Here is a 16,618-nt window from a genome sequence, read left to right as displayed (position 1 = left end):
CGTGAGCAAATTCCTCGACCATTCTTCTATTCAGCAAACACAGGTGTGTGCAAAAATTGTAAGCGAGGAATTAGATAATGCGGTGGACAAGTATATTAACAGATAGTAGTATGTTCGTTTGTTTGAATTTCATAATTTTACAAAATGAAAACAAGGGAAACATTACAGGACTTTTATATTATGCACGGACAGGATTTTTCAAAAGCCGGGCAGTTTAATGTATTTGAAAGAGGCGGCTTTGCTTGTAGTGCGACTTCAATGTTGCCGAATAGAAGGGATTTTTACAAAATATCACTCATATTAAAAGGCAGCGGTGTTATTGGTGTGGCAGACAAAGCAATGAATATTGATGGTAACGCTTTGCTTTTTATGAACCCGATGGTTCCTTTTTCTTGGGAAGCGAGTGAAGAAGAGCAAACCGGCTATTTTTGTTTATTTACCGAAGAGTTCATTAATCAAAATCTTAAAACTGAAAGTCTTTCACAATCACCTTTGTTCAAAGCCGGAGGTAACCATATCTTTTTCCCCGATGAGGAAAGTATTGATTTACTTGCAAGTGTATTCAGGAATATGATAAAGGAAATGCAATCTGGCTATGTAAATAAATATGAATTGCTAAGAAGCTACATTCAGATTATAATGCACGAAGCAATGAAAATCCAGCCTGCGGAAGCTTTTTACAAACCTGTAAATGCTTCGGAGCGTATTACCGGTTTATTTTTAGAATTATTAGAAAGACAGTTTCCGATAGATGCACCTGACCAGGTTATTGCTTTTAAAAACGCCAATGAATTTGCTGCTCAAATCAATGTACACACAAATACACTAAACAGGGCTTTAAAAGAAAGTACAGGCAAAACAACTACCGAAATAATAGCCGATAGAATTTTAAAAGAAGCCAAGGCATTATTACAATTCAGCAATTGGGATATGGCAGAAATAGCCTACAGTTTAGGTTTTGAACATTCATCAAATTTTATTATTTTCTTCAAGAAGCAGACGGATAGTACACCTTTGCAATTCAGGAAAGAAATCGGAGCAAATAATATCCAAATAGCAAAGGAAACCGTTTAAGATAATGAGTAAGGAATTAAACCAAGATACAGAAGAAATCCAAATCTACTTAAAGCACATAAAGCAGGTTTGCTCCGAATTAACAGAAGAAGAACTTGCAAAATTCAGCGAAAAACTAACTGTTACTTATCTTGCTAAAAATGATATTTACATCACTTCTGGACAAATTCAAAAACAAGGCGGGTATTTGGTAAAAGGGCTTATTCGTGCTTTTCATACAGATGATTTTGCAAATGAAAAAAATATCTATTTCATTCCCGAAAACGAATATACATTTCATTATGCCTCGTTTATGGACAAAAAACCAAGCCCCCTTACATTCCAATGTTTAGAACCTTCAATTGTAGTTAATTTCCCAATGGAACATCTTCACACCGCTTATTTGCAAATACCTAAGTTTGAAAAATACGGGAGATTGATTGTAGAAGCTAAACTTAAAGTTCAACAAGAACGATTAGAAAGTCTTTTGTTTCAAAATGCCGAACAACGATATTTTGATTTTGTAAACCAATACCCTCAACTATTTAACAGAATAAATGTTTCCCAGCTTTGTAGTTATCTTGGGGTTGAACGTCAGACATTGACAAGGATTAGGAAGAAATTATCGCGAGTAAAATGATTTTGGCACAAATGTGTCAGGACGAACCAAAATAGAACATTCATTTTTGCCAAATAACAAAATAGTGCAGAAATGAATAGTTTATATAACCAAGAAGACGTTAAAGAGATTTTAAAGCGTATCGAGAAATTAACTCCAAACGCACAAAGGCAGTGGGGAAAAATGAACGTCAGTCAAATGCTGGCTCACTTAAACATTTCTTTGGAGACACCATTGGGAATAAATTTTCCTAAAAGAGCATTTTTAGGAAGAATAATAGGAGGTATTGTGAAAATAGGGCATTTATCCAAAAAGCCCTTGCCAAAAAATGCTCCTACAGACCCAAACTATATCATACGAGATAATCCTAATTTTGAAAAGGAAAAAAGCAGGGCAATCGAACTTATAAACATCTTTTATGAAAATGGGGCAAGTAAATGTTCCAGACACCCACATTCATTTTTCGGAAAACTTACACCTCAACAATGGTCTGTCCTGCAATGGAAACATTTTGACCATCATTTAAGGCAGTTTGGGGTTTGATAAATTTTTAAAAAGCTTTACAGTTTAAACCATATTATAGGTTCTGTTCTGCAGAAATAAATTCTCCTTTTTCACTAACAACCTCATTACCCCATTTTGTAATAGCTTCCAGAACAGGTACAAAACTTTTACCGAAATCAGTTAAACTATAAATGACCTTTACAGGTGGTTTTTTACCATATACTTTTCTTGATAGCAAACCGTCTTTTTCTAATTGTTTCAGTTGTAAACTCAAAGTCATTTCAGTAACAGACGGCATTTCTTTACGAAGTTCGCTATATCTTTTGCGTTCGTCCTTTAAATGGTACAGGATTACAGTTTTCCATTTTCCACCTATCAAATCCATTGTTAGGCTTACCGTACAGGGATACGTTTTTCCATTCAATTTTACAAAATCACCAAGACATTCTGTTTTCATATTGCAAGTTTTTTGAACCTATCCATTTTGATAGTTATTGCAAAAGTAGTCTACTAAAATTAGTTTTGCAACTATAATTATTATAGTTTATTAATTTACTAAGTAGAAAAGGAATGGTATTAAATTTAAAAGAGAATAAAAGCATGAAACAGGATAAACCGCTGATCACTATTGTTGGAGTTTTGGGTAAACAAGGTCTTAGTGTCGCACGTACCTTGTTGGAGAGTGGACATTACCGAGTACGAGGCATTACGCGTCGTATTAATTCACCAGAAGCAATTAATTTGGCAGAGCAAGGGCTTGAACTTGTAGATTTACCACTTGACCTCGGGTATAAAGAAGCCTTTGTAAAGGCTTTCCGTGGTTCAGATGGGGTTTTTATGATGACACCCAATATTGCACCACCTGCAACCCACGAACTGGAATTAGGCAAACAACTTGCAGATGCAGCCGTTGAAGCAGAAGTACAACATATTGTATTCAGCAGCTTGGAAAATGTGAATAAAATTACCGGGGGAAGAAAGTTTGCCCCTCATTTTACAGACAAGGCCAAAATTGAAGAATACATTCGGAGGCTTCCTGTTACAAGTTCATTTATTTATATGTCGTTCTTTTATACCAATTTGATAGAATTTTATACACCTGTTATGAAAGGTGATACTCTTGTGTTTCCAATTTATTTGCCAAAGGATTTTCGCGCACCATTTGTTGACCCTCTTACTGCCACAGGTCCCGCCGTTTTGGAAATTTTTTCAAATCCAAGCAAATATGCTTGCAAGTCTTTGCCAGTAATCGGGGACATTATCTCACCGCAGGAAATGGTGAATAAGTTTATTGAAGTAACAGGCAAAAAAGCTGTTTACAGTTCTGCATTTTCACAGGAGGAATTGATTAATCATTTCCCCGAATTTGGTTCAAATGAAACTTTAATACGTGAAGTTTTAGGGATGGCAGAGTATGTCGTTGAATATGGGTATTTTAGAAAAGACCGTGATTTGATGTGGAGCAAACAGATAAATCCCAATACACTCACCTGGGAACAGTTTCTATATACTACTGGCTGGAAAGGAGAAAAGCTTTCGTACTGACCCGTTCACAAGATTACTGTAGGATCCAATAAAGAAGAGGGTTAAGTATGCCCTATTTTACAAATGATATTGTTCGGTTGCATTTCATAATCATTTGTTTGATTAGCATAATTTTTCAGAGATATCTCTTTCTAATTTTGTTTCATAAAATTTTTATTTATGAAAGCAATACAATTAGAAAATTACGGCATCGAATATCTTAAACTGAAAGAAGTTCCTACACCAACTATCAGTGATAATGAAGTCTTAGTAAAAACAACTGCCACTTCTCTACAATATCTCGACCTTTTACTTACAGAAAATATCGCAGGTTTCAATATTCCCTTGCCTTTCATTCCTGTTTCCGAAGGCGTAGGCATTGTTGAAAATGTTGGTAAAAATGTAACCCAATGGAAAAAGGGCGACCGTGTCATCATCCCTTTCATTATCCGATGGGAAGCCGGACAAACAACACCTTATCATAACGAACTGAGAACCGGAATGCAGACTTCCGGAACCCTGGCGGAATATACGGTTCAACCTGAAAATACTTTAGTCCGCACTCCAAAAAATCTTACCGATGAAGAAGCCGCAGCTTTACCTGTTGCCGGACTTACCGCCTGGGCAAGTTTAGTGTCACAAGCCAACATTAAAGCCGGGCAAACTATCCTTGTACAGGGAAGCGGTGGTGTTTCGCTATTTGCTTTACAGATTGCCAAAGCGTTTGGACTGAAAATAATAGCTACTACCGGCAGTAAAGAAAAAGAACAAAAATTGAAAGAACTAGGAGCCGATGAGGTTATCAATTATAAAGATTTCCCTGAATGGAGCAGCGAAGTAAAACGACTGAACAATGGCGTTGGCGTAGATGTAACGCTTGATGTAGCCGGTAATGAAACCATTAACCAAAGCATACTTTCTGTAAAAGAGCACGGCTATATAGGTCTTATCGGGATGATGTCCGGTACAAATCTTTCCATTAATGTGCTTCCGCTGATTATGAATTATATCCGCCTGCAAGGCTATTCTGTTGGCAATGCACAGGAACTGAAAGAACTCGTCAATGCTATTGAAAAGAACAATATAAAACCTGTAGTAGACAGTGTCTATTCAATTGAACAAACCCAGGAGGCCTTCCTAAAACTCAAATCAGGTAAGGCTTTCGGGAAAATTATTATCAAATTTTAAAACACCATAAAATGAAGCTTAAAAGCATATTCGCATCCCTTATGATGTCTATAAGCTGTGCGGTATTTTCACAGCAAACTATCAATGGTTTTTCGATGCCCGAAAGCGTAACGTCAGACGGTAAACGATTTTTTGTTTCCAATCAGGGACAGGACGTATTTACTAAAGACGGCGATGGTTTTATCAGCGAAATATCAAAAGAGGGCAAAATTATTCATCAAAAATTTCTTCCCCAAAACGGCGTACTCAATGCACCCAAAGGAATGACGGTTGCTGAAAATGTTTTGTACGTGGCAGATTTAGACAGGATTATAGGTTTTGATTTGAACACCCGGAAAACTGTTTTGGAAATCAATATTCCTGAAGCAAAAGTATTGAACGATATTTGCCGTCTGGAAAAAGATTTTATTGCTGTTACAGAAACCGTATCTGGTAATATTTACAAAGTAAATACGACAACAAAAAACTTTGAAATCATCGGAAATTTACCTACTGCAAATGGAATTACCTATAATCCAAATACAGAACAGTTAGTAGTTTGCACCAATGGAAAAAGCTACGGAGATGGGAGTATTTACTTAAAATCTAAAAACGAAAATTTTAAAGAATTGCCCAATATCGCCAATGGTTTTTTTGATGGTATCGAATTTACCGATGACAATAATTTATTGATATCAGATTGGGTAACATTTCCAGTAAAGGGTTTCGGTAAAATATGGACTTATGACTTACAAAAGCAGCAAGCAGATTTTCAGTTTATGGAAGAGAGTGCTGCGGATTTTTTTTACGACGATACTTCGGATAAGATATGGATACCACAAATGTTTCAGAACAAAGTGGTGATTAATTCAAAGCAACAACTGTTTGCAATGACACACAGCAAAACGAACGTTTTATACAACTATGGCATTATTGACGCTTTTATCGGCGGTGTGTACAAAGGAACATTACCTATTAAAGATTTGAAATTAAAAGGCGATTTCGGTATTGGTGCACCTGATATGCTGGACGGAGAATTAACGATGCTTAGCGGAAAAGCATATCAAACAAAAGCTACCGGTGAAACAGTTGTAATAGAAGACGACCATAAAACATCATTTGCTTCTGTGACTTTTTTCAAAGCAGATACCCTGTTTTACATTGATGGCGATACAGACCAAAAAGCTTTATTGAAAATTGTAAAAAGTAAGCTTACCAATAAAAATGGGAAGTACGCCATCAGGATTACGGGTACATTCGATTATGTAAAAACAAGGGCATTTCCACCTGTGAAAGAGAAGCCTTTCCCAGTGCTTTCTACCATTTTGGACAGACAGCAATTCTTTGAACATCAAAGCACCACAGGAACTTTTGTGGGCTTTCATCTCCCGGAATACCTCAACGGTATCAATGCAAGCGGCTTCCATTTTCATTTTCTATCAAAAGATAAAAGCCAAGGCGGTCATATTCTTGACTTTAAAGGAAAAAATCTAAAAATAGAAATTGCAGAATTAAAAAGTTTTGAATTAGAAGTTCCTACGGATGCAGATTTTCAGAACTTTCATTTTAATAAAAAACATAATGAAGATCTGAAGCGGGTGGAACAAGGCAAGTAAAAAAAACTATGCCAAAATTGTAAGCGACGAATTGGATAAAGCGGTGGACAAGTATATAAATTAAGTCCGGTTGCACATTGCTTTTTTTTTGCAAATAAAGAATAATATTTTAAAACAGACAGACTTGTCTGTTTGTTTTCGTAGCTTTGCTCTATGGAAAATTTATCACCCAAAGAAAGAGTTTTAAAAGCTGCCACTCAGCTCTTTCATCAAAACGGATATAATGCAACAGGTATCAATGCCATCATTGAATATGCTAAAGTAGCTAAGGCAAGTTTCTACGACCACTACAAAACCAAAGATGATTTAGGTGTAGTCTATCTCGAACATCGTCATAAATTTTGGTTTGAAGGTTTAACCACAGTTGTCGAAAAACAAACTACATCTAAAAAGAAGGTTACCGCCGTTTTTGAATATATCAAAGAAATGAACATCAAAGAAAATTACAGGGGGTGTGCATTCCTGAATATGTTGTCAGAAATTCCCCGGAATGATACAAAGATTTATGAGGTTATTCACCGACATAAATCGGAACTGCAAACATTCTTTCAGCATCTCGTAAATAATAAAGAACAGGCATTTATGATATATATGCTCTTTGAAGCTTGCCTTACAGAAAGTCAGTTGTATCAAAACCAGGATTATATCGATAAAACCATTAAACTACTATCTAAAAATACGTTTCAGTAAGATGAAAAATTATATTACAAAATTCAAAACTGCCGATACAAGTCCTAAGTCTGCTACCATTAAATTTTCGGCCTATTCAGCTCTCGGCGGTTTCATTGCCATTACAGCAGTTGCTTTACTTACCAAAAATCTACAGATGCCTTTTATTATGGCGCCATTTGGTGCTACCTGCGTGCTGGCATTTGGTGTACCGGATAGTCCATTGGCGCAACCTAGGAATATCATCGGCGGGCATTTAATATCTACTTTCATTGGACTTTCCTGTTTTTTTTTATTTGGTAATGAGTGGTACACACTTGCTTTAGGTGTTGGATTGGCTATTGCAGTAATGCAGCTCACTAAAACAACACATCCTCCTGCTGGAGCAGACCCTTTGGTCGTCATATTAGGTGCTTGTCATTGGGACTATTTAATAAACCCTGTGCTTTCTGGTTCAGTCATCATTACTATTATCGCTCTGCTATTTAATAATATTAGTCGATTTAGAAAATATCCTAAATATTGGTGGTAAAAAGGTCTTCTTAAAACGATGCTATCCGAAAACTAGAAATAAATACAGCAAACAGTTCAACTCACAGAACAAACGGCTGTTCCAACAAAGCATCCCGAGAATGCTTTGTTGGATATTTATAATTGATTGAACATTTATTCAAACACAGTTCTCAATGAGTTACAAAGAATTTACTCCTGATGTTAAACTTTCACAATATATTGATTGCTTTTGGTTTAGTAATCATCTTGCTGAAAATATAAAATTAAAGAAAATCATTCCAGATGGATGTGTTGATATCATTGTCAATCTTGGCGACAAATTCAATATTATTTCAGAAGATTTTAAAGTGGAAAACGAACAAGTGATATTAGCTGGTCCTATGACCAAAATAAAATATTCAGAATATTCAAAATGCCATAATTTGATAGGAATTCGTTTCAAACCTTTTGGATTACACGCTTTTTTTAATTTTGAGGAACTAAGCAATTTTCAAGATGCAACTATTCAGCTTGAACCCAAAATATTTGTACCTGATTTCAAAAAATTGATTGCCATTGATTGCATCAAAAATCTAACTATTTTTTTTCATCAGAAATTAAAAAACAAGTCTCATTACATCCAAAATATTATTCATAATTTAAATTTTTGCAATCCATTAGAGATATCAAAAATTGCGAATGAAAATTTTGTTACAGAAAGAACAATGCAAAGACATTTTTTAAAATATGCTGGAATATCGCTAAAATGTTATTATTCTATTATGAAAGCACAAAAAGCTAAAGAACTTATAACAGCAAATACTTTCAACGTTTTATCAGATATATATTACAATTTAAATTATTATGACAATGCACATTTTACTAAAGAATTTTTTAGAATAACTGGCAATACGCCAATAGAATATTATAAAAATGTCGTTTTGTTACAAAAGAGAGAGAGACCAACTGAATAACTTTGTAAAAAAAAAATTATGAAACCAAGAATTTCAGTATTGACATTAGGCGTGGCAGACTTGGAAAAGTCGGTCGAGTTTTATCGGGACGGACTTGGATTATCAACGGAAGGAATAATCGGAAAGGAATTTGAATATGGCGCTGTCGCATTTTTTAATTTACAAAGTGGATTAAAATTAGCACTTTGGCCTAGAAAAAGTATGGCGAATGACACGAGTATTCCTTTACAAAATCCCTCTACATTAGAATTTACTATCGGACATAATGTTGCCAGTAAAGAAGAAGTAAATGTAGTAATGAAACTTGCAGAAAAGGCAGGAGCGAAAATTATTAAACCTGCCGCAGAAACTTTTTGGGGCGGTTATGGCGGTTATTTTCAAGACCCTGACGGACATCTTTGGGAAATTGTTTACAATCCGGATTTTATTCCAGAAGATTAAATTAAGAAAACAGTTCAATTCACAGAACACACGGCTGTTCCAAAACAACAGTCCGAAAATGCTTTGTTATATATTTATAATTTCTCGACTACTCATCCATCCAACAAACGCAGGTCTATGCAAAAATTGTAAGCAAAGAATTAGATAAAGCAGTGGATAAGTATATCAATTAAAGATAAATCCATCATAAAATATAGCAAGTTTCGGATTTTATGACTGCAATATAGTTCTGAAATTTGCGATGTAAAATTTAGAAACAATGAACGAACAACAACATATAAATTACAACCGAGTTGCCGAAGCGATTGAATACATAAAAAACAACTTCAAAGAGCAACCCAATCTTGACGAAGTTGCCGAGCAGGTACATTTAAGTCCGTTTCATTTTCAGCGTTTGTTTAGCGAATGGGCAGGAACAACACCTAAAAAGTTTTTACAATACACAAGCATTGAACACGCCAAAAAATTATTAACAGACAACCAAGCTACGCTTTTTGACACCGCTTTTGAAACAGGACTTTCAGGAACAGGACGACTACACGACCTTTTTATCAACATTGAAGGAATGACACCAGCCGAATACAAAAACGGAGGCAACAATCTTTCCATCAATTACAGTTTTGCAATAAGTCCGTTTGGAAATCTGATTGTAGCTTCTACACCCAAAGGGGTTTGCTATATGGCTTTTAATGATGATGAAGCCATCGCATTAAACGATTTGAAAGCGAAATTCCCCAATGCAACTTTTCAGCGAAAAGTTGATTTAATACAACAAAATTCACTATTTATTTTTCAGAATGATTGGAACAAATTACCTGAAGTTAAATTGCATTTAAAAGGAACAGATTTTCAACTGAAAGTTTGGGAAACGCTTTTGAAAATCCCTATTGGAAACCTTTCCACTTATGGCAACATTGCCGAGCAAATAGGAAAGCCAAATGCTTCCAGAGCCGTTGGCACGGCTATCGGAAGCAATCCTGTTGCGTTTCTTATTCCTTGTCACCGTGTCATCCAATCATCGGGTAACATTGGCGGTTATATGTGGGGCAACACAAGAAAAACTGCTATCATCGGTTGGGAAAGTGCCAAAATCGATATTTTGGAAATGTAGCAAGTTTCGGGTTTTCTGACACAGCATACATTGCAATCTTTGTATCAGAATTTAAAACAAAAAACAATGCAAAGATTTAAAGACAAATTCGCACTCATTACAGGCGGAACAAATGGAATGGGTTTTGCAACAGCCCAACAATTCATTAACGAAGGCGGTAAAGCAATCATCACAGGAAGAAGTGACGAAACAGTAAATAAAGCCGTAGAAAAATTAGGAACAAATGCTTTCGGAATTGTTTCAAACGCAGGCAATATGAAAGACATTTTGCTTTTGCAAGAACAAGTAAAACAATACACAGACAATATTGATTTACTGTTTGCCAATGCAGGTTACGGAAAATTTGCACCCATTGAATATGTTGATGAAACGCATTTTGATGAGTTGTTTAACACATTGGTAAAAGGTACTTTTTTTACGGTTCAGCAAATATTGCCATTGATGAAATCAGGAAGTGCAATCATACTCAATACATCGGTAGTTACAGGAATGGGTATGCAAAATTTTTCTGTTTATTCGTCAGCAAAATCAGCAGTTCAATCATTCATTAAAACTTTTGCTTCGGAGCTTACCGAAAAAGGTATTCGTGTAAATGGTGTTAGTCCCGGACATATCAAAACTAATATTTTTAACAATACAGGTTTGAATTCTGAACAAATTGAAGGAGCAGTACAAAGCATTATCCCAACCATACCATTCAAAAGATTTGGCGAGCCTTCCGAAATTGCCAATGCGGTATTATTTCTTGCTTCGCAGGAAGCATCATACGTACACGGAACGGAATTAACGGTGGACGCAGGAATTTCAGTTATCAGATGATAAAACAAAAGTTACAAGAAACAGATTGGGAAATTGTTGCAAATGAAATGCACCAAAACGGTTTTGCCATTCTTCCCAATTTGTTGTCAGACCAACAATGTGAAGCATTGAAAGCAGAATATAACAACCCAACGGCTTACAGAAAAACGGTAGTAATGGAACGCTACCGTTTTGGTTTGGGCGAATACAAATATTTCAATTATCCATTGCCCGACATTATTCAACAAATAAGGACAAACATCTATCCGAAACTTGCACCTATTGCCAATATGTGGTTTAAAGCGTTGAATATTGACAAACAATTTCCTTTGGAACACGCAGAATTATTGCAACAATGCCACGCCAACAATCAGCAAAAAGCAACTGTTTTGATTTTGAAATATGGCAAAGGCGGTTTCAACACATTGCATCAGGATTTATACGGAGATGTTTATTTTCCTATTCAAACCGTTTTGTTTTTGAACGAACCCGACAAAGATTTTACAGGCGGAGAATTTGTATTGACACAGCAAATTCCAAGGGCACAATCCAAAGCGATTGTATTGCAACCAAAGAAAGGCGATATGCTGATTTTTACAACCAACTTCAAACCCGAAAGAGGAACGAAAGGTTATTATCGGGTAAATATGAAACACGGTGTTAGCGAAGTTAAAAGCGGAGAACGTTACACTTTGGGCATTATTTTTCACGATGCTTTAAGTTAACAATGATAAGGCATAGCGAAATGTCAGATGACGATTTATGGAGTAAAATCAAACACCATAAAATCCGTTTTGGAGGAAACCTAAAACTGAAAATTTACGGCACTTTGTCTTGTAAATCGGGTAAGAAAATGAAACGGGAAAACCGTGTTTTTTTCTCATCAGAAAAAGAAGCTGTTGTAAACGGTTTTCGTCCTTGCGGACATTGTATGAAAGTAGAATATAAAAAATGGAAGAATGGATTTATTTAACCAAGCCATAGACAAAACAAAAAATTGGTTGCCACAAGACGGAACAGTCAATTATTATGGAAAACTTTTAACGGAAGAACAAGCAGATTTTTATCTGAACAGGCTATTAGAAAATATTGAATGGCAAAATGACGAGGCGATTATTTTCGGTAAGAAGATTATTACTAAACGCAAAGTAGCTTGGTATGGCGAAAAGCCTTTTGAATACACTTATTCCAAAACAACAAAATATGCGTTGCTTTGGACAACAGAATTATTGGAACTCAAAAATATCATTGAAAAAGAAACAGGCGAAACGTTTAATTCCTGTTTGCTCAATTTGTACCATAACGGAGACGAAGGAATGGCGTGGCACAGCGATGGAGAAACTGATTTGAAAAAAAACGGAGCAATCGGCTCTTTTACTGTTGGAGCGGAACGCAAGTTTTTATTTAAGCATAAACAGAGCAACGAAAAAGTAGAATTTATTTTAGAACACGGCAGTTTATTGGTAATGAAAGACACCACGCAGACACATTGGTTACACAGGCTTCCACCAACTAAAAAAGCTTCTATTCAACAAACACAAGATTTACCCTGAAATTGTAGTTGAAGAATTGAGCAATAGGTGGATAAGTATGTATTTAATCTAAATGAAAATTCATTTGAATTAAACTCTAAGTTCTATTCAGATTCTAGCAACTCACTTTGTCGCTCAATCACAAATTCCGAATGAACTGTACCCCATTTATCAATTTCATTTAAAATAGGTAAAATAGATTTGCCAAGTGATGTTAGCCGATATTCCGTTTTTTTAGGATAAATATCTTCATCAGTGCATTTATCTATGACTCCAAAAAATAAAAGCTCAGCTAATTGCATTTCTATAACTCTTAGAGTTGAGTTTACAATACTTTTATGAATTTCATTAGGGCGAGCAATACCTCTATTGATAGCATCTATAATACATAGTTTCCATTTTCCACCAAACATTTTAAAAGCCACGCGAATTCCACAATCTAGCTCTTCATCCATTTTTTTATTGTACATAATCGTAATTCTTTATAACAAAAATAACTAATTAAAAGTAGCCAATGAAGTAAATCTATACCGAATCTTTTTTCGGTTATTGCGTACGCATTGTACAAGAAAGACCTTTGTTGAAAATTAATTTCAATAATGCAAGGAAGCAAAATTTTTAGAATTAGCACAAAAGACATAAAGCCCATTTTTATTTGGCTTTTAGTCTTCTTCGTGACGTGGACTTTTATGCACGGTGCAAACCATTTTCTCAAACTAACACCCGAGGCAATGGGAAAATACTACAATTATAAATGGATTTTGATTGTACATATTACCGCTGGTGGTGGTTCATTGATTTTGGGTATTATACAATTTTGGAAAAAACTAAGAAGCTATAATTGGAAACTACATAGAATAATCGGGTTTCTTTATCTGTTAGCAGTTCTTGTAAGTAGCTTTTGTGCGGTAATTTTGGCATTTACGACTTCTTATAAAGTGAATTTACCTTACGCATTTTCTCTGCAAATCTGGGTAAGTGTTTGGATAAGTTCTACTTTTTTCGCCTATTATTTTGCCGTAAAAAAGAAATTCAAATTGCACGAAGAATGGATGACGAGGAGCTACATCGTGACAATGGCTTTTGTGGTTTCAGGATTGACCTATAAAATTCCTTTCGTTCAAAATTTGGGAAGTTATGAAGATATAGTTCCTTCTCTATTTTGGATGGGATGGTCTGTACCACTTTACCTATACGAAATTATCAGAAGTAGTAAAAACAACATTAATAATCTAAAATCAAAATAAACAAATGAAAAATATAAGTATAATCGGTACTGGTGTAATGGGTAGTTCCATCGCCAATGCCTACATAAAAGCGGGTTTTCATACTACTATTTGGAACAGAACGCAGTCTAAAACGAAATTACTGGTTGATTCTGGAGCAAAACTGGCAAAAACAGTAGAAGATTTAATTCTCGCAGGAGATATCATCATATCTGCTTTGGGTACCTATGAAAATCTTTTAGAGATTCTTGATTCAAAGAAAATTGATTGGAAGTCAAAAATATTAGTAAATGTAAGTTCCGGTACAGTAAAACAGGCAAGAAAATTTGGAGAAATGGCGAATAATAAAAAAATACCTTATTTAGATTCGTCGGCAATGAGTGGAGTAAAACTTGTCGGGCATAAAGATTGCCTTTTTCTATTCAGCGGAGACAAAAATGATTTTTTAAAAGCAAAACCATCTTTGGAGGTTTTAGGTATCGCCAATTATTTGGGTGCCGATTTTGGTTTGACCCCGATTTATGATACTGCGTTATTTACACTTGCTTGGGGAAGCCTCATAGGCTTTTACCACGCTTCGGCATTGCTACAAACCGAAAATCAGGATTTGGAAAAATTTGCTGTTCTTGCAACGAAGCATACAAAATTCATAACCACTTTATTTAAACAACATTCCATCGAAATTAAAAACGGAAAATACAATAATGATGATGGAAACATTGATATTCATTTATCTGCAATGGAGCACGTACAAACAGTAAGTAAGGAAAGCAATCTTGCCACCGATTTCCCTTCATTTATCATCAATATGCTGTCAAAAGCACAAAAAATAGGCTTTGGAGATAACGGTATAGCAAGCACAGTTGAAACTATAAAAGGAAATTATGAAAAATAATTTAAAAAATATCGGCTTAATCGGATTAGGAAAAATGGGTCAATTGATTGGCACAATTTTACTTGACAAGAATTATAAAATTAGTGTTTGGAACAGAACCAGCACTAAAACCGATAAATTGAGTGATAAAGGTGCGACGGTAGAAACGGGCATCGAAAATATAATAAAAGGAAACGAATTAATTATAATCACGCTAAGTAATTATAAAAATATTTATGAAATATTTAAAGAAATTGACAATTTTAACAAGGCTCATATTGTGAATTTAACAAGCGGTTCGCCTACTGCCGCCAATGAACTTTCAAAATGGATTACAGACAAAAATGGAAATTATTTAGACGGAGCAATGTTGGCGATTCCCGAAACATTGGGTACTGACGAAGCCAATTTAATTTTTAGTGGAAATAGTCAAAGTTTTAAAGAAAACAAATCCGAACTGTCACTTTTAGGCAATACACACTATTTAGGTACATCGCCCGATTATGCCGAAATGTACGATACAGCTTTATTAAGTGCCTCATATGGTGCCTTAGCTGGATTTTTCAACGCAACTTTAATCGCTGAAATCATAAACGTAAAACCCACTGATTTTATAAAATTATTGGTTCCGTGGTTAACCAGTATTGTCCAATTTATGCCTCATCTCGCAAACGAAATTGAACATAAAAGCTATAACAATGGCGACTCGAACATTGACATAAACCAAGTAGCAGTCGAACATCTGATACATTCCAATTTACTTCACAATATTCCGACAAATCTTCATAAACCACTAAACAATTACCTGCAAAAGCAAGTTGAAATGGGTAATGAGAAAAAAAGTTTTTCTATAATTTATGAGTCATTAAAAAAAGAAAGAAAAGCATTAATTGATAGTCAAAGTTCGACCAATTATTTAAAGGAAGACTTATATTAAACGAAAGACTACGAATTTTGGATATGGGTGCAACACGAATTTAAGAGATTTTAAAATATGGTATAATGATGGAAAAATGTTATAGCTATAGAAATAGTCTTTGTTTATAAAGATTACTTAAAGAATATTTTGATGTAAAAATTGTTGGAAATGGCGAAAATGATAAAATTTCTCAACTATTTCAATCATTATAATGAATAAAGATAATCATCAACTAAGGCAAAGATTTCAATTTTCCGAGCAAAAGATTGTTCTAAATGTTTTATTTGATATTTATAATTACTCGACCATTCTTCCATCCAGCAAACACAGGTTTACGCAAAAATTGTAAGTGATGAATATTCTATATAGCAGTCTAAAAGACATCAAGAACAATGTAATAAATGGATGAATTTTATAATGAAATACTAAATAGATTGGAAACTGCAATCCACGAATTAGAAATTGAAACTAACTGTCCGATACAACGGATAGAAACAGTTATAAGACTAATCGTTCAAAGTCTTTCAGAATTAAAGGAGTTTCTCTTGAAAAGAGATTTTAAGAATATTGAGGAGGAAATTCTTTTTTTCAAATATCAAAAACCTGTTATCGTTTCAAAGCTGATTTACTATAATGCCATTTATAAAATCGAAACTAAAAAACCTTACGGTGCAAAACCTATTAAGAAGTACCTTAACAATGAATTGAGAAAACTCAAAAGATATTTTGACAACAATCTTGAATTTTATAAATACTACCGAACCAATAACTCTTTTATTGACGAGAAGCTCTTTGTACGGGGCAAGTTCGATATTAAGCTAAGCTTAGACACCTTTTATTTTGAGGCAGATCATCGCTTTTCCACTTCCCACGATTACAAGGTCGCAAAAATTATAGCCAACGACCTGATACAAGTTTATATCGAAGACAAACTAAATAATAACAATCAAAAAAAGGCATCTGATAACTCTGCTCTTAATTGGACGGGAAGCAAGACTGCATTAACAGAACTGGTTTATGCATTACATTCACAAGGTGTTTTTGATAATGGAAATGCGGACATTAAAGTTATTGCTAAAGCCCTTGAACTTGCCTTTAA

The 16,618-nt window shown here is 34.8% G+C and carries 21 protein-coding genes; 19 read left to right on the top strand and 2 right to left on the bottom strand.

Annotated features, from left to right (window positions below; all coding sequences use genetic code 11):
• Positions 1-144: 144 nt before the first annotated feature.
• The 3 genes from FA047_RS10755 (at position 145) to FA047_RS10745 (ending at position 2,215) form a co-directional block, all read left to right on the top strand.
• On the top strand, positions 145-1,074 hold the full coding sequence (locus tag FA047_RS10755) for an AraC family transcriptional regulator (protein WP_136836081.1): 930 nt from the start codon (positions 145-147) through the stop codon (positions 1,072-1,074).
• A 4-nt stretch (positions 1,075-1,078) separates the two neighbouring features.
• Positions 1,079-1,693 carry a Crp/Fnr family transcriptional regulator gene (locus FA047_RS10750; RefSeq protein WP_136836080.1) on the top strand — a complete coding sequence of 205 codons (615 nt, stop codon included), beginning with the start codon at positions 1,079-1,081 and terminating at the stop codon, positions 1,691-1,693.
• 72 nt (positions 1,694-1,765) lie between these two features.
• A complete protein-coding gene (locus FA047_RS10745) occupies positions 1,766-2,215 on the top strand; it encodes a DUF1569 domain-containing protein (protein ID WP_136836079.1) in 450 nt (149 codons plus the stop codon).
• Positions 2,216-2,249: 34 nt separating this feature from the next.
• Here the strand turns inward: FA047_RS10745 and FA047_RS10740 are convergent, their stop codons facing one another.
• On the bottom strand, positions 2,250-2,633 hold the full coding sequence (locus FA047_RS10740; protein ID WP_136836078.1) for a winged helix-turn-helix transcriptional regulator: 384 nt from the start codon (positions 2,631-2,633) through the stop codon (positions 2,250-2,252).
• Positions 2,634-2,746: 113 nt separating this feature from the next.
• Here FA047_RS10740 and FA047_RS10735 point away from each other — a divergent pair, with 113 nt between their 5' ends.
• The 12 genes from FA047_RS10735 to FA047_RS10680 all read left to right on the top strand — a co-directional run bounded on the left by FA047_RS10735 (position 2,747) and on the right by FA047_RS10680 (position 12,521).
• Positions 2,747-3,721, top strand: coding sequence for an NmrA/HSCARG family protein (locus FA047_RS10735; protein ID WP_205943293.1), 975 nt, complete (start codon positions 2,747-2,749; stop codon positions 3,719-3,721).
• A gap of 159 nt (positions 3,722-3,880) precedes the next feature.
• Positions 3,881-4,888 (top strand): zinc-dependent alcohol dehydrogenase family protein, encoded by a 1,008-nt coding sequence (locus FA047_RS10730; protein ID WP_136836077.1) that lies wholly within the window; start codon positions 3,881-3,883, stop codon positions 4,886-4,888.
• 11 nt (positions 4,889-4,899) lie between these two features.
• On the top strand, positions 4,900-6,483 hold the full coding sequence (budA, locus tag FA047_RS20660) for an acetolactate decarboxylase (RefSeq protein WP_205943292.1): 1,584 nt from the start codon (positions 4,900-4,902) through the stop codon (positions 6,481-6,483).
• A 153-nt stretch (positions 6,484-6,636) separates the two neighbouring features.
• The gene (locus FA047_RS10720) at positions 6,637-7,173 is read left to right on the top strand and encodes a TetR/AcrR family transcriptional regulator (protein WP_136836076.1); all 537 of its coding nucleotides are present in this window, start codon (positions 6,637-6,639) and stop codon (positions 7,171-7,173) included.
• 1 nt (position 7,174) lies between these two features.
• Entirely contained in the window at positions 7,175-7,684 is a 510-nt protein-coding gene (locus FA047_RS10715; protein ID WP_136836075.1) for an HPP family protein, read from the top strand.
• A 154-nt stretch (positions 7,685-7,838) separates the two neighbouring features.
• Entirely contained in the window at positions 7,839-8,618 is a 780-nt protein-coding gene (locus FA047_RS10710) for a helix-turn-helix domain-containing protein (protein ID WP_136836074.1), read from the top strand.
• Between the two features lie 18 nt (positions 8,619-8,636).
• Positions 8,637-9,059 (top strand): VOC family protein, encoded by a 423-nt coding sequence (locus tag FA047_RS10705; RefSeq protein WP_136836073.1) that lies wholly within the window; start codon positions 8,637-8,639, stop codon positions 9,057-9,059.
• Between the two features lie 259 nt (positions 9,060-9,318).
• On the top strand, positions 9,319-10,170 hold the full coding sequence (locus FA047_RS10700; protein WP_136836072.1) for a bifunctional helix-turn-helix domain-containing protein/methylated-DNA--[protein]-cysteine S-methyltransferase: 852 nt from the start codon (positions 9,319-9,321) through the stop codon (positions 10,168-10,170).
• A 66-nt stretch (positions 10,171-10,236) separates the two neighbouring features.
• On the top strand, positions 10,237-10,989 hold the full coding sequence (locus tag FA047_RS10695; RefSeq protein ID WP_136836071.1) for an SDR family oxidoreductase: 753 nt from the start codon (positions 10,237-10,239) through the stop codon (positions 10,987-10,989).
• Positions 10,986-11,693, top strand: a complete 708-nt coding sequence (locus FA047_RS10690) for a 2OG-Fe(II) oxygenase (RefSeq protein ID WP_136836070.1) — start codon at positions 10,986-10,988, stop codon at positions 11,691-11,693. Before FA047_RS10695 ends, FA047_RS10690 begins: the two co-directional genes overlap by 4 nt.
• A gap of 2 nt (positions 11,694-11,695) precedes the next feature.
• Positions 11,696-11,941 carry an Ada metal-binding domain-containing protein gene (locus FA047_RS10685; protein ID WP_136836069.1) on the top strand — a complete coding sequence of 82 codons (246 nt, stop codon included), beginning with the start codon at positions 11,696-11,698 and terminating at the stop codon, positions 11,939-11,941.
• A complete protein-coding gene (locus tag FA047_RS10680) occupies positions 11,928-12,521 on the top strand; it encodes an alpha-ketoglutarate-dependent dioxygenase AlkB family protein (RefSeq protein ID WP_136836068.1) in 594 nt (197 codons plus the stop codon). The genes FA047_RS10685 and FA047_RS10680 overlap by 14 nt, the downstream gene beginning before the upstream one ends.
• Positions 12,522-12,604: 83 nt before the next feature.
• Here FA047_RS10680 and FA047_RS10675 read toward each other — a convergent pair whose 3' ends face one another.
• Entirely contained in the window at positions 12,605-12,970 is a 366-nt protein-coding gene (locus FA047_RS10675; protein ID WP_136836067.1) for a winged helix-turn-helix transcriptional regulator, read from the bottom strand.
• 261 nt (positions 12,971-13,231) lie between these two features.
• Between FA047_RS10675 and FA047_RS10670 the strand changes: the two genes are divergently transcribed.
• From FA047_RS10670 to FA047_RS10655, 4 genes are all read left to right on the top strand, one after another.
• Entirely contained in the window at positions 13,232-13,747 is a 516-nt protein-coding gene (locus FA047_RS10670; RefSeq protein WP_205943291.1) for a DUF2306 domain-containing protein, read from the top strand.
• 4 nt (positions 13,748-13,751) lie between these two features.
• On the top strand, positions 13,752-14,621 hold the full coding sequence (locus FA047_RS10665; RefSeq protein ID WP_136836065.1) for an NAD(P)-dependent oxidoreductase: 870 nt from the start codon (positions 13,752-13,754) through the stop codon (positions 14,619-14,621).
• Positions 14,611-15,537, top strand: coding sequence for an imine reductase family protein (locus FA047_RS10660; protein WP_136836064.1), 927 nt, complete (start codon positions 14,611-14,613; stop codon positions 15,535-15,537). Before FA047_RS10665 ends, FA047_RS10660 begins: the two co-directional genes overlap by 11 nt.
• 383 nt (positions 15,538-15,920) lie before the next feature.
• Positions 15,921-16,618, top strand: a 698-nt coding sequence (locus FA047_RS10655) for an RteC domain-containing protein (RefSeq protein WP_136836063.1), incomplete at its 3' end; no start/stop codon positions are given.

Source organism: Pedobacter frigoris (genome assembly GCF_005116445.1).
In the GTDB taxonomy this organism is placed as follows: domain Bacteria; phylum Bacteroidota; class Bacteroidia; order Sphingobacteriales; family Sphingobacteriaceae; genus Pedobacter; species Pedobacter frigoris.
The sequence above is the reverse complement of the archived record's forward strand: the minus strand, read 5'-3'. Positions and strand labels throughout refer to the sequence as shown.